At 44.6% G+C, this 14,066-nt stretch carries 14 protein-coding genes; 6 read left to right on the top strand and 8 right to left on the bottom strand.

Going from position 1 to position 14,066, the window contains the following annotated elements:
- Positions 1-11: 11 nt before the first annotated feature.
- Genes ACJJIP_RS12630 through ACJJIP_RS12620 form a run of 3 tightly spaced genes read right to left on the bottom strand, consistent with a single transcriptional unit; the run spans position 12 to position 2,488 of the window.
- Complete coding sequence (locus ACJJIP_RS12630; RefSeq protein WP_444945276.1) at positions 12-947, bottom strand: TauD/TfdA family dioxygenase; 936 nt, start codon at positions 945-947, stop codon at positions 12-14.
- Positions 940-1,710 carry a class I SAM-dependent methyltransferase gene (locus tag ACJJIP_RS12625; protein ID WP_020414912.1) on the bottom strand — a complete coding sequence of 257 codons (771 nt, stop codon included), beginning with the start codon at positions 1,708-1,710 and terminating at the stop codon, positions 940-942. The genes ACJJIP_RS12630 and ACJJIP_RS12625 overlap by 8 nt, the downstream gene beginning before the upstream one ends.
- Complete coding sequence (locus ACJJIP_RS12620) at positions 1,688-2,488, bottom strand: iron-containing redox enzyme family protein (RefSeq protein WP_020414913.1); 801 nt, start codon at positions 2,486-2,488, stop codon at positions 1,688-1,690. The genes ACJJIP_RS12625 and ACJJIP_RS12620 overlap by 23 nt, the downstream gene beginning before the upstream one ends.
- 735 nt (positions 2,489-3,223) lie before the next feature.
- On the opposite strand from ACJJIP_RS12620, the gene ACJJIP_RS12615 reads away from it, so the two are divergent.
- Positions 3,224-3,346: a hypothetical protein gene (locus tag ACJJIP_RS12615; RefSeq protein WP_282950996.1), complete on the top strand. Its 123-nt coding sequence runs from the start codon at positions 3,224-3,226 to the stop codon at positions 3,344-3,346.
- 455 nt (positions 3,347-3,801) lie between these two features.
- Complete coding sequence (locus ACJJIP_RS12610) at positions 3,802-4,509, top strand: alpha/beta fold hydrolase (protein ID WP_444945275.1); 708 nt, start codon at positions 3,802-3,804, stop codon at positions 4,507-4,509.
- A 329-nt stretch (positions 4,510-4,838) separates the two neighbouring features.
- Here ACJJIP_RS12610 and ACJJIP_RS12605 read toward each other — a convergent pair whose 3' ends face one another.
- Entirely contained in the window at positions 4,839-5,447 is a 609-nt protein-coding gene (locus ACJJIP_RS12605; protein WP_444945274.1) for a short chain dehydrogenase, read from the bottom strand.
- A 126-nt stretch (positions 5,448-5,573) separates the two neighbouring features.
- Between ACJJIP_RS12605 and ACJJIP_RS12600 the strand changes: the two genes are divergently transcribed.
- From ACJJIP_RS12600 to rho, 4 genes are all read left to right on the top strand, one after another.
- The gene (locus tag ACJJIP_RS12600) at positions 5,574-6,461 is read left to right on the top strand and encodes a LysR family transcriptional regulator (protein WP_353375135.1); all 888 of its coding nucleotides are present in this window, start codon (positions 5,574-5,576) and stop codon (positions 6,459-6,461) included.
- 261 nt (positions 6,462-6,722) lie between these two features.
- Positions 6,723-6,971 (top strand): cupin domain-containing protein, encoded by a 249-nt coding sequence (locus tag ACJJIP_RS12595; protein WP_282950992.1) that lies wholly within the window; start codon positions 6,723-6,725, stop codon positions 6,969-6,971.
- A 59-nt stretch (positions 6,972-7,030) separates the two neighbouring features.
- Positions 7,031-7,921: an alpha/beta fold hydrolase gene (locus ACJJIP_RS12590; protein ID WP_444945273.1), complete on the top strand. Its 891-nt coding sequence runs from the start codon at positions 7,031-7,033 to the stop codon at positions 7,919-7,921.
- Between the two features lie 145 nt (positions 7,922-8,066).
- Positions 8,067-9,005 (top strand): transcription termination factor Rho, encoded by a 939-nt coding sequence (gene rho, locus ACJJIP_RS12585; RefSeq protein WP_444945272.1) that lies wholly within the window; start codon positions 8,067-8,069, stop codon positions 9,003-9,005.
- 104 nt (positions 9,006-9,109) lie between these two features.
- On the opposite strand, the gene ACJJIP_RS12580 is transcribed toward rho, so the two are convergent.
- The 4 genes from ACJJIP_RS12580 to ACJJIP_RS12565 form a co-directional block, all read right to left on the bottom strand.
- Positions 9,110-9,571, bottom strand: a complete 462-nt coding sequence (locus ACJJIP_RS12580; protein WP_444945271.1) for a PaaI family thioesterase — start codon at positions 9,569-9,571, stop codon at positions 9,110-9,112.
- A 21-nt stretch (positions 9,572-9,592) separates the two neighbouring features.
- The gene (locus ACJJIP_RS12575) at positions 9,593-10,591 is read right to left on the bottom strand and encodes a DMT family transporter (protein WP_444945270.1); all 999 of its coding nucleotides are present in this window, start codon (positions 10,589-10,591) and stop codon (positions 9,593-9,595) included.
- 80 nt (positions 10,592-10,671) lie between these two features.
- Complete coding sequence (locus ACJJIP_RS12570) at positions 10,672-12,774, bottom strand: 3-hydroxyacyl-CoA dehydrogenase NAD-binding domain-containing protein (RefSeq protein WP_444898511.1); 2,103 nt, start codon at positions 12,772-12,774, stop codon at positions 10,672-10,674.
- 60 nt (positions 12,775-12,834) lie between these two features.
- Positions 12,835-14,037 (bottom strand): 3-oxoadipyl-CoA thiolase, encoded by a 1,203-nt coding sequence (locus ACJJIP_RS12565; RefSeq protein WP_444945269.1) that lies wholly within the window; start codon positions 14,035-14,037, stop codon positions 12,835-12,837.
- Positions 14,038-14,066: the final 29 nt, after the last annotated feature.

Here is a 14,066-nt window from a genome sequence, read left to right as displayed (position 1 = left end):
TTTAAAAGCAATTATTCAATCCACACACGAGTATAAAGACGTTTTTGACCAGGTTTATCTGTAAATTCCTCTCTATCATGAAGAACTCTGGTATTGTCGAGAAACAACATATCTCCCGATTTCATAGAAAAACAAATACTATTCTTATTGCTATTTAACTCATTGTCTAATAAATCAAAGGCTAAAAGGTCATCTTCAGTTAGCAATCTCCCGACCTTCTCGTGCCCTCTTTCAATCCAGTAACGCATGTAGCGGATAGATAGCTTTTCTTCAATATAGCTAAAAATAGGGAATTTGTTGCTAAGTAAACTCTTGGTACTTCCATCACTGCCTGGAGTAACAAGGTCTCGAATGTAACTTTTATATAGGATTTTCAGTTTGTCTGGAGCTACTTTTCTTATGTTTTCATGTACCTTTGCAGCAGATACTATTTTCGTCCTACCTCCAAGAGCAGCTGGAGTAATACAGCAAAGTCCAATTATTCTTGGCTGAATCAATTTTTGCGAACTGTCTGTATGTGGGCCAGTAGCTGCTTTGGTTTGTGAAACTGGAATCGACTCATCCCTGTAACTCCTGCCAGTATTCTGAACTCTATAAAGCCTACCGTAGGTATTAATGGTGACACCTAGTGCTAAACTAAAATTTAGGAAAAGAAGATTAAGTGATTTATGATCAAGGCCGTTAATGCCTCTAATCCATGCTACTCCACTTCCTTGAAGAAGTTCTTGTTTAACATGATAGGAGATCTTATCGAAACGTGGTGTCAGTACGGATTCGGCGCCTAGGTCTTCAATTGGATCTTTCCTTTTCGAAGCCCAATCAACCAGTGATCTGAACTCAGTGTTCCAGCCTTCTGGCCATGTGAATTTCCAGCCAGTTTTTCTTTCCAGATCTACAGCGCTCCAAGCTTGAGCGTCAGCCAGATCAGGGGGAGCTATCTCAGCCATTTGCTTGAACCTTAAATAAAAGATGTAGAGGATAGCCCTTTAGCGGACCAAAAAATTCCGGATCTAGAGTTAGATGCTCTTCAGTTACCGCCAGCTCCCTTATGGAAGGCATCTTTTTAAATCCAGCAGATTGAAGTGCTTCAAAATAATGGGTGAATGTCTTGTGCACACAGCGTACTGGTACAGTAATTCCATCTCTACGCCAAATTCTACCTTCAAAAGTAACATCTACGCCCTCAAAGTAATTTTTATCACCAAACTTGAAGTAAAATGGAGGTGATTGATTGCGCATAAAAGGTAAGCAAGGATGCGGCACTGTGAATATAAATATTCCATTAGGGCTAAGTAGTGACTTTACATTGGTCATCACCTGTGTCATTTCCTTAACTGTCAAATAGTTGAATAGAAAAATGGCAATTACTTGATCGAATTGAGTCCTGGGGTACCTATTAAAGGTAACAGCATCTGACACTTCGTAAATTGCTTTATGTAAACCAAGCTCAGCTGCAACAGATTTCGCTTGAGAAATCATTTCAGAAGAAGAGTCGACTCCAAATACCGAAGCTGCACCGGCGTCCAAAATTATTCTAGAAACATAGCCCTCGCCACATCCTACATCTAAAAGATGTTGGCCTGTAACACTACCCAATTCCTGTAGAACAATAGGTCTTGCTGTGTAGTCACTCAGTAATATTTTCTCAGACCGTAACCAGTTTTCTGCCTGATCATTGTAAATTGACTCAGTTGATATAATATGATTCATTGTTCATCCCTTTTTGTACATTGTCCATGGAAATATACTCAGAACTTTTCATGGCTCTATCTAGTAAGCCATCCCAAAACGCCGCTCTAAGATTTAGTGCTTTTATCGCCCCATGGCGAAGATGCCTTCGCCCCTCCTCTGTGTCAGCAAAATCCAAAGCAACTTGATTAAGATTCTCTGTATGGCTGTCATCAACAAGCGTGTGTACCGGGAAAAAGCAGTATTCTTCTAATTTTAAACTCTGCAAATTCTTCAACCCTTTCTCTATATATGGATAAATTGAACTAACAATATGCTCAGTTCCCATGCCTATAGCCCCAATCGCCTCTTCTGTGGAACCATGAAGCAGTACATCAGATAACATTTCATACCAAACTATGCCTTCCGACTGGCAGCTTTCTGGGATATCTTGTGTCACGTGCGACTTAAATCTTTCGAATAATTCCGTATGTGATATATTGTCCACCCAGTTTTTCTTAATTCCATATTGTTCCAGTTCTCTGAGTTCGGACTCCTCATAATGTCCAGATTCCTCTTTGAGGTTTTCGAGAAGGACACTCCGATGTCTTTTTAGCGTTAGGCGCGAAATTACAGCGGCCAACATATTGATGAATCGCGAGGAATAAAATCCATACTGCTGAGCAAAATCCCCAACGGCGTGTTTAAAGTTTGGTAAGTCTCCATTGGCAAACCGTAAAAGATACGGATGGTGCACAGCCCTATGTGAAAGGGCCTCTTCGGAGAGTTGTTTTAACCAAGCTGTTTTTTGAAAGCTCATGTGAATTCCCTGATTAATTACTGATGCAGTGATTGATGTTTCTGTAAAAATAAAACATATAAATTTATAACTTAATAATGTTGTTGAGATAGGGCATCCCGTAATCCTCCTATTTTCTTTACAAGCTCAAATTATTATTTGTCACATTCATGCTGTCGCTAAAAGTTGGCTTGTGCATGCTATTCATCAGGGAAAATCAGTAACTTCGAACATAAGATGCCCCTCAATCTCAATAGGTGTCATTTAAAGATCAGTCGCAAATGCCCTAAAAAATATTACAGGGCACACTATAAAAATTGGCTATCAAAATAGCATTTAAATTACGAAATAAAATATGCTTATTGATTAATAGCTTGTAGTAAAATATGACGCTGCCGATCAGCCGCAATAGCCGTATTGCATGGGAGGAAAAGGCCGATAGGCGGAGTATTCATTCTGGCGCAGTTCTCTGTTTTGACTATGTGCATTTATTAGCAGTTCTTATATAAGGTGTTATCTGATTAGAAATTACCTGTCTCTTTAGTGTGATGATCTTGGTGCCACGACAAATTACTAATGAACTAATTTCTAACCTGTTCCGTTAATAATGGCGAAGACATTGCCTGTATTTTTTGAGAAAAACAGCCGGTTCAGGTACAACCAAACAGGTATGTCATTGTTGGAGAAATTATCGATAAATAGGTTAAGGGTGGTTTACCTAAGTTTATAATTGATAACCAATTGAAGGTTGTCGGGATGGAGTTAACCACTAATGCTGGCTTTGAAGATATGGTACGCCCAACAGCCAATCATGCCAGGCAGTATGCGAATGATTCCGGTAAGGGTGAGCACGTAAATTTTTATGGTGAATTTGCTTAGATCATGCGAGCTGTGGCGGGTATGAGTACAACTGCAACTGAGATGGCAAATTATCTTATCACTTTACAGTCGGGTAAGTTAGTTAAAGACCTCAATTTGCTATGGCACCAGTCATTCTTGAAGATGGGAAAACCAGAGGGTTTAACGATATCGAGAATAGGTATGCGATGGGGTGGTAAGTTATTGATAGAGGGCGACATAGGGCTCTTAGTGCAAGTGGTGCCAATGCGGGAACTGTGATTCACTACCCTGAGGACGAACTATCTATTGTCGTTTTCACAAACTTACTTGGAGGGTTACCTATTCAATTTGTAGACCGAATCGCCGCGAATATGTACCTGGATTCCAGCTATAAATTCAGCAACCAACCCCTCCGTTATTTGATATCTTGACCTATGATCAAGCTAATTTACCTGTCTCTGAAGCGAATGAATTAGGTGAGTAAGGAGTGATTTGTGACAACTTTTGTTTTGGTGCATGGAGGTTGGCAGGGAGGGTGGTGCTGGAAGCGGGTTTCAGCACTTCTGCGCAAGGCAGGTCATGACGTTTTCACACCCACCCTCACAGGGCTTGGAGAGCGCTCGCACCTCTTGAACGATAGGATTGACCTGGACACCCATATTCAGGACATTTTGGAAGTTCTTCGGTGTGAAGAGTTGTCTGACATCGTTTTATGCGGGCATTGTTATGGGGGTATGGTTATAACGGGTGTTGCTGATAAAGTACCCGAAGCTATATCTTCCCTAGTTTATCTCGATGCTTTAGTGCCAGAAGATGGGCAGAGTGTCCTGGACCTCCTTCCCAGCGACGATGCCTCCAGTTTCAAGGAGAGCGCTAGAACTAAAGGTCAGGGTTTTCGGGTGGCACCTAGCCCAGCAGAAGTTTTTGGGGTTAATGCTGAAGATCACGCCTGGGTAGATCGGCGTAATGTTGATCATCCATTAAAGACTTTTGAGCAACCTATACGCCTGGATGGCTTATGGAAACAGGTGCCTGGGCGCCTTTATATTTTTGCTACAGGTTGGAGCCCAGGTATCGGCAAGCCTTTTTTCGACAGGGCTGAGCTGGACATTGATTGGCAGGTTATGACCCTTTCATGTGGTCATTATGTGATGATAGATACGCCCAAGGAGTTGACTCAGGTGTTGATTCGTTCGACTTGATTGTCGCTATCATATCGTAATGGAGGTATGGAAAAATCAAGCGATAATTAATTAAAAGCTCAGAATAAAATTAATTGCTGTTTATTGGTCTTTCTTTGGGGTATTCTTTGTCCTATTAACCTTTCTGTATGGCTGGGCTCTATTTGCACTCGGTGGGCGGTCAAACAAGACGCAAGTCTTTGATCTGTTCAGTAAGTTTTTTTATAAAGTATTCGGTTAGTGCGAGTTTGATCTATTGTTCTTATTACAAACTAAGTAATAGCTTTAGTTCATACTTTAGTTTCCCACGCGCCCCCCTCCCGCAGGGGAGGGGGACTGAACACTCCAGGCTAGGCATCGACAAAGATTACTTCACCAGTTATAAATCCATCGACTGAACGTTCAAAAGCTTTTCCGACCAGGTGCCCCGGCACGGGCTCGAAACCAGGCATCATATCACCGTAGACATCCCAGGCTTCTTCCAATACCGTTGGATTAACCACATTGATTCGAATATCCCTGGGGAGTTCATAAGCAACACATCTGACAAAGGTATCAATTGCTCCACTGGTTGTTGCATCGGCAATTGCCATAGGGATCGGTTTGATGTTTAGAATACCGGATATTAGCGTAAAGGATCCTTTATCGGCGATATACTCTTGACCGATTCTTACAAGATTGATTTGTCCCATCATCTTGCTCATTACTGTTGTCATCCACTGTCGCTCAGTCATATCGACAAAGTTTGCGTATTCACAGAAACCAACGGTGTTTACGACAGCATCGAAGTCACCCACCGTCTTAAACAGTCGCCTGATAGAGTCTTCATCAGTAATATCAACCTGATGGTCACATCCCTTTCCCGAGCGACTCGCTGTGATAACCTTGTGGCTGCTTAACCCTGTTAAAGCGGCCTGTCCCATTTTACCTTGTGCGCCAATAAGGATAACGTTTTTCACTCTAAGTACCTGTTTTATATGAAGAATTTACTATTTGCCGCAATGCGATGCTGCTCAATTACTAGGAGAATGCTAGTTTTATTGTGATACAATGTTAAACAGTATTTATTTGTAAGAGATACAAGTGTGAACCAAATAAATCGATTGGAGGTCAAGCAACTCCGAATATTCCAGGCATTAATATCTGAAAGAAGTGTATCTCGTGTCGCAAGCCAGATCGGCCTTACTCAGCAAGCTGTTAGTGAACATTTAAAAAAGTTGAGAGATATTTTTAGTGATGAACTTTTTCTCCGGAAAAGCAATGGACTAATTCCAACGCCGACAGCAATAAACTTAGGGAAAAAGGTTGATGCGATCCTCAAAGGGTTAGATAAATTGTTGGAGCCAGCAGTTTTTGACCCATCTAAAATAGCACAAACCTATACCATCGCTGCGACAGATTACTCCCAACAAGTGGTGCTTCCCAGCTTATTGCCTAAACTCAGAGCGCTAGCTCCCAACTTGAAAGTGGTAATACGGGATATTGCTACAGACAGACTGGAAGAGTTAATGAGTGAAGCCAAGGTGGATTTAATAGTTGCAGATTCGGATATAAATTCTGACCTGTACTCTTCTATCACATTATTTACTGATTACTATGTCTGCGTTGCGGCAAAGAGTTCGCCTCTGGTAAAGAAGAAGCTGGGTTTGGAGGAAATAGCTTCTGAGCCGCATCTTATGGCATCTCCGCTTAAGTCTGGTGCGGCAGGAATTATTGATGGTTGGTTTGCAAGGCACCGTTTGCGTAGAAATGTTGTTATGTCTACGCCATGTTTTACCACGGTTCCACAATATCTCAAGAAAACAGATATGCTTGCTTTTTTACCTAACCGGGTAGCGAGTGATTCAAACCTTGCCATTCTTAATCTGAAAAACAAGCCGGTAGAGTTTGATGTTATAGCCGCATGGCACCCTCGTTCAGATCATGATGCTTTACATAATTGGGTTGTAAACTTGTTGAGAGAGTGTGTCTAGTATTCTTTAGTTGATATTAAAGTACATAAAGGTGCGAGAGTGGTATAGGGGATTCAGGAGTTACTGAGTAAATGAGATCTTTAGAAACGCAATTTTATCGGGAAAATAAATGATTCTTGATTTTCATTCGTGCAATAAAAAGTTGAACAGGAGAGGCGCGGCGGAGAGGGTGGCATAGTAATATATCAAGCCCTTAAATGCAGAGATTTTAATAGAGCATGAGATTTTGCTATTCCTGTTGTGATGCCACGGTTTAGCTCTGTGGGTGAGCTTGCCCATTGTGATATTGAGGAGATGTATATCATTTTAAAAGCTAAAGGCACTTTGACTATCGAGGACGAGAAGACACGAGCTTCCGCTGAAGGTATAATTTTAAATAAAATAGCTGGAACCCATGGATTAGTTAATGACTTATCGAAAGAGATGGAATTGTTAATTATTCAAGCCAGTTTGAAGTGGTACCAGCTTAATAAGTCAGTTAATTTGACGGTAGAAAGTTACCAGGCTTGAATGCCTTGATTTTCATTGGAGTGACGATTTAACAACATGATTGGGAGTGGGTAAGAGTTATGAAAATGCGAAACTTCTTAAGAATGGTAATTATCGGGATTGGTTTATCTGTGGTCAATGTAGCTGCAGAAGAAGTCGAGATAGATAAAGACCTCACTATTTATTATGAACAATCGGGGAGTGGTGATACTGCCATTATTTTTATTCCTGGCTGGATGATGTCGGCAGACGTTTTTCAGCATCAACTTGCCCACTTTAAAGATTCTAAAAAGTACCGCGCGCTGGCATATGATCCCCGTGGGCAGGGCAAATCATCAAAGCCCGTCGAAGGGCACACCTATCAACAACATGCTAGAGACCTGGCTAAGTTAATAGGGACATTGGATATAGACAAGGTGATCTTGGCAGGTTGGTCATATGGCGTAACGGAGCAATTGGCATATTTGAATCAGTTTGGTTCCGATAAACTGAAAGCGATGATCATGATTGATACTGGACCAGATATAGCGGGAGCAAGCCGTGATGAGTGGGTTTGGTATCTAAATGATGATTCGGACGGCTATTCACGCTCATTTACTGAGGGCATTATAGAGGATCGAGATAATGTAATTAGTGAATTTGTGAAATGGATGCTTGAAAACCCTTCAAAGGAAAATATTGCCTGGGTTACCCAAATTGCTAATCAGACCTCTAGTAGTGTCGCTTCAATTACCAACGCGACCGGATTTTACCTGGACTATAGTGATGATCTTGTAGCATTGGAAGGTAAATTGCCCCTACTGTATGTTGTTAGAGAGGAAGTTAAAAGTGTTGCGGATAAATGGATCAAGGCCAATACACCGTCTGCCACTGCTGTTTATATGGGAAAACACATGATGTTTTGGGAGAGACCCAGAGAGTTTAATCAGGTACTCGATCAGTTTCTTTCTGCCATGGAGAATGATAAATAATATATAAGCCCCTGCTTTACTTAACTTGTGTATAGAGTGGTTTCGTGGTGATAAACACAGAGGATCAAGAAAATCTGGTTCTCTGTAGTTTTGTTTTAAAAGTTAAAGTGCTCCCCAATGGGGAATGATTTGTAAAGCGCATATTATGTCTAGAAAAATATTATCCTTAAAGGTAAAAAGAAATACGGAGCCTAAGAAGGCTGATAAAAAGCAAGAGGATACTTCTGATCCAAAGAAGCGGTTCTTAAATGGCGTAGCTATTAATCCATCTGAGCCTATTCGCCTTGAGTCAGGTTCTCAGCAACTTACGGTACGGGCGATGGATTTGATTACGCCAATTGGCAAGGGGCAACGAGGCTTGATTGTGGCCCCTCCGGGCTGTGGCAAAACCACTATCCTCAAGCATATCTGCCAAGCAGTGGGGAAGGCTTACCCCGAAATAAAGCTGTACGCTTTGCTTATTGATGAAAGGCCAGAGGAGGTTACTGACTTTAAGCGAAGTGTACCGGCAGAAGTGTATGCTTCCTCCTCTGATCATAGCTATAAAGAGCATGTGCGGGTAGCTAAAGAACTCCTTGATAGGGCTTGTAAGGAAGCCGGTGAAGGCCAGGATGTAATGATCGTGGTTGACTCGTTGACAAGGCTATCACGGGTGCATAATGCGCAGCAGAGTGGTAGGGGGCGTACAATGTCAGGTGGGATAGATGCCAGGGCTATGGAGATACCCAGAAAGCTGTTTGGCGCTGCGAGAAAGATTGAAGGTGGTGGATCACTTACGATTCTGGCAACGATACTCGTGGATACCGGAAGCCGAATGGACCAGGTGATATTTGAGGAGTTTAAGGGTACGGGAAATATGGAGGTAGTATTGTCAAAGGAAGTTGCGAGACAGCGAATTTACCCTGCCTTGGATATTGCTAAAAGCAGTACTCGCCGTGAGGAAGCCCTGTTTAACTCGAAAGATATTGCAACGATAAGAGCTTTACGAAGAACGCTTGCCGGCCTTAAGCCTGTAGATGGCACTAAAAAACTTATTGAACTCCTTAAAAAGTACCCGACTAATGCGGAGTTACTTGACCATTAATTTTTAGTTAAGTTTAGGGGGAGTATTTAGCTGCTTAGCATTTTAGGAGTTAGTTACTGAACGCCCGAGACCTTATTATGACAACTGTTAGTCAGTCGGGAGCTTCACACGTCAATTCTATGGTGTGTTTTTGCAGGATACTCTTCAATGGCTTCCCCCTCTAGTATTTCACTACCAGTTTGGTAACGCATTGTCATCTGACCAGTTGCAAGCAGAGTTCCTACGCTGTCATAAACTTCGGTATAGGAATAAAAGATTTTATGCCCCGAGCTGGTCAACTTACCTATGGCGGTTAACTGGTTGGTTTTGGCTCGACCGGTGAAATTAGTTGTTAATGAAAGCGTGAGGGATTTACGTCGACGATTTGGGTACGGGCAGTAGAGACCACAGTAGGATCCGGCAATATCAATTAACGTTGTAATAAACCCCCCATGGGGTACTCCGTGGCTATTCAAATGCTCAGGGAGTACGGTCACGCCGATCACTACACGGCCTTCCTGCCATTCATCAATTTTCACACCCAAATGATCATTAAACGGTGGTTGTTTTTTATTTTGCCAACTCATTTGGACTTACCTTTTGGGAAATTAGTTCGGAACTGGGTGCGTTCGGGCAGCGCGCAGGGTGGAGAAATACACTGTGAGCAGACCTGCTGTGACCACTATAAGAATTCCTATCAGCGCAATTGTGTTAGGCAGATGCTGCCATATCAGCCAGCCAAAAATGCCGGCAATAACTACTCCAAAATAACTGATTGGTGAAACTACACTGGGTTTTGCATAACTATAAGCTTTGGTATAGAGCCATATCGCTAATAAAACAGAAACCCCATTAAAAGCCAGGTAGGGAATAGTCCAGGTAGGTATTGACTGCCAGTAGTAGATACCCAGGGGCAGGCTACACATAAATGAGATAAGGACGTAGTAAAACAAAATAAGGCTCGACCTATCAGTACGAGACAGAATACGTGTGCCCACCATAGAGACAGCTAGAGTAATACCTGACAGTAAGCCGAAGGCGTGGCCACTGCTGATACCATGGATATCAGGTTGAAGAATCAGTGCGATACCAAGTAGTCCAAGCACAATGGGTAGCCAGCTTGTGGCGGGAATCTGTGCACGCGCCCAAAGCCAGGCTACAAGTGGAACAAAAATAGGGGCGGCATTGCGTAGTAAGCCTGCCTCCATCAATGAAATACGGCTGAGTGCATAAAAGTAGGAAAAGAAGCAGAGCCAGCCTGCAAAGCCTCGCAGTAAATGGGTTTTCCAGTGTTGTGTTATGAGCTGTTGGGGTGACTGGCGCACCAGCCAGGGAATAAGTAATAGTAAGCAGATGCTGTATTGGCTGAGAACTATTAAAGGTACTGGTACGGCGGGTGATATCCATTTACTGGCTGCGGCGGCTGTACTGGCAACCATGGCGGTGGCCAGTGCGTAACCTATGCCTTTCCAATTGTTTCTCTTAACCCTGGCTTGGATCGCTTTGTGGTGATCTAACGGTTCTGGTGACTGTTCGAGCTGCAACTCATTAAACCGCATCTGGCTCGGTCGTAGTTTCGATTCTATTAAGGTATCAGGCCTTGTCATTGTGTTGCCAATTAAAAATCTCTCAACTTTGGCAAAAAGGGTAACCGGTACTTTTACCGGTTACCCTTGAGAAGCGAATACTATCGCTGATCGTCTGCCCATTTCGCAAATGTTTTACCTTCTTTTACCAGTTGGACGAGCAATGGTGCGGGAGTCCAATTGGCTTCGCCATGTTGGTCACGGAATGTGCAAATAGTATCGTAGATCTTTTTCAGGCCGATGCTATCTGCGTAAAACATGGGGCCGCCGCGATGGGGAGGGAAACCATAGCCATAAACATACGCAACATCAATATCACTGGGGCGTTGGGCTATCCCTTCTTCCAGAATTCTGGCTCCCTCATTAATTAAGGCGAAAGTAAGGCGATTAAGAATTTCTTTATCGGAGATGTCTCGCCGCTCTATCCCATGAGCTTTGGCTTGAGCCTCTATGATTGCTTGGACTTCGGGGTCACTGGTACGAGCGCGAGTTTCTGGGTCATAGCGGTAATAACCGGCTCCACTCTTTTGGCCCAGGCGTCCCATCTCTACTAAAGCATCCGCAATGCAGTAGGTTTTGGGGTCGCCTTTTTCTGCTTCGCTCAGGCCCTCGCGGGCTTTGTGGCCAATATCGAGACCGGCCAAATCTCCAACCGCTATGGGCCCCATGGCCATGCCCCAGGATTGCATTACGGTATCTATTTGTTCCGCGGTGGCTCCTTCTATTAAACAGAGTTGCGCTTCACGGGCATAGGGCCGCAGCATCCGGTTGCCAATAAACCCATAACAGTTTCCGGCCAGCACGGGAACTTTTTTGATAGTTTTTGCCAACCGCATTGCGGTAGCGATAACATCGTCGGCGCTCTTTGAGCCACGAACGACTTCTAGAAGTTTCATAACATTGGCGGGGCTGAAAAAGTGTAACCCGATAACATTTTCTGGCCGATTGGTAGCAGCGGCGATCTGGTCGATATCCTGGTAGGAAGTGTTTGTTGCGAGAATGGTGCCGGGTTTACAGTATTGGTCCAGCTTGGAAAAAATTTCCTTTTTAAGCGTTACATTCTCAAACACAGCTTCGATAACGAGGTCTACCTCTACCAGGTCGGAATAGTCAGTGGTGCCCTGGATTAGTGAGAGGCAGTGTGTTTTTTGAGGCTCTGTAATCTTCCCCTTTTTCATACTGATACTGTAGTTCTTGTCGATTACTGCCAGACCACGCTCTACGGCAGCTTGATCGATATCCAGCAGCTTGACTGGGATACCGGCATTGGCAAAATTCATGGCGATACCTCCCCCCATAGTGCCGCCGCCAATAATGCCAATACTGTTTATTTCTCTGATAGGGGTATCTTTGGAGAGATTCTGAACTTTTGTCGCACGTCGCTCGGCAAAGAACATATGCCTCAGGGCGGCGGACTGACTTGAGAGCAGACATTCGATAAATAGATCCAGTTCTTTAGCTAGCCCTTTATCGAATGGCAGTTTAACTGCTGCCTCCACACAGGAGACAATGTTCTGTGGGGCCAGTTGACCAGGTGCTCTTTTTTCCAGTCGCTGGCGGAAATCGTCGAATAGGCCCTCTGGAATACTGGCAGGATCTATTGTGATATCCCGGACTCTGCGTGGTGGGGCTTTCTGGTCAATTAGCTCACGAGCAAAGGCGAGGGCCCCTTCGAATAGATCATCATCAACCACGTGATCGATCAGCTTCATGCTTTTGGCCTTCGCAGCCGGGATTGGGGTACCTTTGGTGATCATTTCTAATGCAGTCGCAACGCCGGCCAGACGTGGCGTGCGCTGAGTACCACCGGCCCCAGGCAATAACCCCAATTTAACTTCAGGCAGGCCGACTTTGGCAGAAGCCTGGGCGCAACGATAGTGACAAGCCAGTGCCACCTCAAAGCCCCCGCCCAATGCGGTACCGTGAATAGCGGCAATCACCGGTTTACGAGAGTTTTCGATTTCTGTAATCACCTCAGATAAGGCAGGTGCCTGTGGAGGCTTACTAAATTCTGTGATGTCTGCACCAGCAATAAAAGTGCGGCCTTCACATATTAAAACCAGTGCCTGAGAGGCATCTTCCTGGGCACTCTTGATCGCTCCCCAAATGCCTTCGCGCAGCCCGTGGGAAAGCGCGTTGACAGGGGGGTTGTTAAGTCGAATAACACCAATATCGCCAATAAGTTCATAATTTACGGTAGACATTGTTATCTCCAGATCTTAAATGACTATTAGATTGTTTCTCCTAGAGGGTCTCGCCGGTTTTTATATACGCTCTATAATCACTGCGATTCCCTGGCCAATACCAATACACATGGTGGCTAACCCGTAGCGCCCACCGCTACGCTCCAGCTGGCGTAGTGCTGTGAGTAGAATGCGGGCTCCGCTGGCGCCGAGCGGATGCCCAACTGCAATTGCACCACCATTGGGGTTTACCCTGGAGTCCTCGTAATCAATCTCGAGCATTTTCAGGCAGCCCATGGTCTGTACAGCAAAAGCCTCGTTAAACTCCATGACATCCATATCTGCCAGGCTCAAGCCTGCACGAGCCAATGCCTTACGGGTAGCCGGGACCGGGCCTAACCCCATTACTCTTGGCTCCACTCCCGCAATAGCACTGGCGAGAATACGTGCGCGGGGCTTGAGATCTACGGCCTGCCCAGCCTCCTGACTGCCAATAATGAGTGCTGCGGCACCATCGTTGATTCCAGAAGCATTTCCAGCAGTTACTACGCCGCCTTCAAATAGCGGGCGTAGCGTTTGCAGGCGCTCCAGGCTGGTATCGGGGCGGGGATGCTCATCAGTATCGACAAGGCGGGGTGGTTGCTTTCGGTCCTGTGGCACTTCAATAGGATTAATTTCATCGATAAAAAAGCCATCAAAACGCGCGCTTTCATATTTTGCTTGTGAAGCTAACGCAAAGATATCGCACTCTTCCCGCTGAATATTCAGGTCTGCGGCGATATTGTCTGCAGTTTGCGGCATGGTATGGCTGCCAAATTCTGCAACAATATCGGGATTGGTGAAGCGCGGACCCAAAGTGGTATCCGCCAGTTGCTGGGTGCGATCGAACGGGCTGCTTGCTTTGGAGAGGACCAAAGGGGCGCGGCTCATGGATTCAACACCACCGGCAATGAACAAATCACCTTCCGAGGCCCTGATGCAGCGGGCTGCATCGGCAACGGCAGATAAGCCTGAACCACATAAGCGGTTTACCGTAATACCACCGGTGGAGATCGGCAGTCCTGCAATTAGCCCGGCAAAGCGGGCGATATTACGACTGTCCTCACCGGCCTGATTGGTATTTCCGGCAATCACATCCTCAAATTGCTTGTGATCGAAATTATTACGTTCAACCAGGGTTTTAATGACATGCGCGAGCATATTGTCTGGCCTGATACTGGAAAGGCTACCTCCATGGCGACCAAAAGCACTTCGGCCGCCATCATAGATATAAGCTTGTGGCATTGTCAGTTTTCCCAATGACTGATTATTGT

This window comes from Microbulbifer variabilis, from assembly GCF_052467165.1.
This window is presented reverse-complemented; position numbering and strand designations above follow the sequence as displayed.

Coding starts and splice junctions, on each gene's coding strand:
- ACJJIP_RS12630 (WP_444945276.1), bottom strand. CDS start 947: ATGGCTGAGATAGCTCCCCCTGATCTGGCTGACGCTCAAGCTTGGAGC.
- ACJJIP_RS12625 (WP_020414912.1), bottom strand. CDS start 1,710: ATGAATCATATTATATCAACTGAGTCAATTTACAATGATCAGGCAGAA.
- ACJJIP_RS12620 (WP_020414913.1), bottom strand. CDS start 2,488: ATGAGCTTTCAAAAAACAGCTTGGTTAAAACAACTCTCCGAAGAGGCC.
- ACJJIP_RS12615 (WP_282950996.1), top strand. CDS start 3,224: ATGGAGTTAACCACTAATGCTGGCTTTGAAGATATGGTACGCCCAACA.
- ACJJIP_RS12590 (WP_444945273.1), top strand. CDS start 7,031: ATGAAAATGCGAAACTTCTTAAGAATGGTAATTATCGGGATTGGTTTA.
- rho (WP_444945272.1), top strand. CDS start 8,067: ATGTCTAGAAAAATATTATCCTTAAAGGTAAAAAGAAATACGGAGCCT.
- ACJJIP_RS12580 (WP_444945271.1), bottom strand. CDS start 9,571: ATGAGTTGGCAAAATAAAAAACAACCACCGTTTAATGATCATTTGGGT.
- ACJJIP_RS12575 (WP_444945270.1), bottom strand. CDS start 10,591: ATGACAAGGCCTGATACCTTAATAGAATCGAAACTACGACCGAGCCAG.
- ACJJIP_RS12570 (WP_444898511.1), bottom strand. CDS start 12,774: ATGTCTACCGTAAATTATGAACTTATTGGCGATATTGGTGTTATTCGA.
- ACJJIP_RS12565 (WP_444945269.1), bottom strand. CDS start 14,037: ATGCCACAAGCTTATATCTATGATGGCGGCCGAAGTGCTTTTGGTCGC.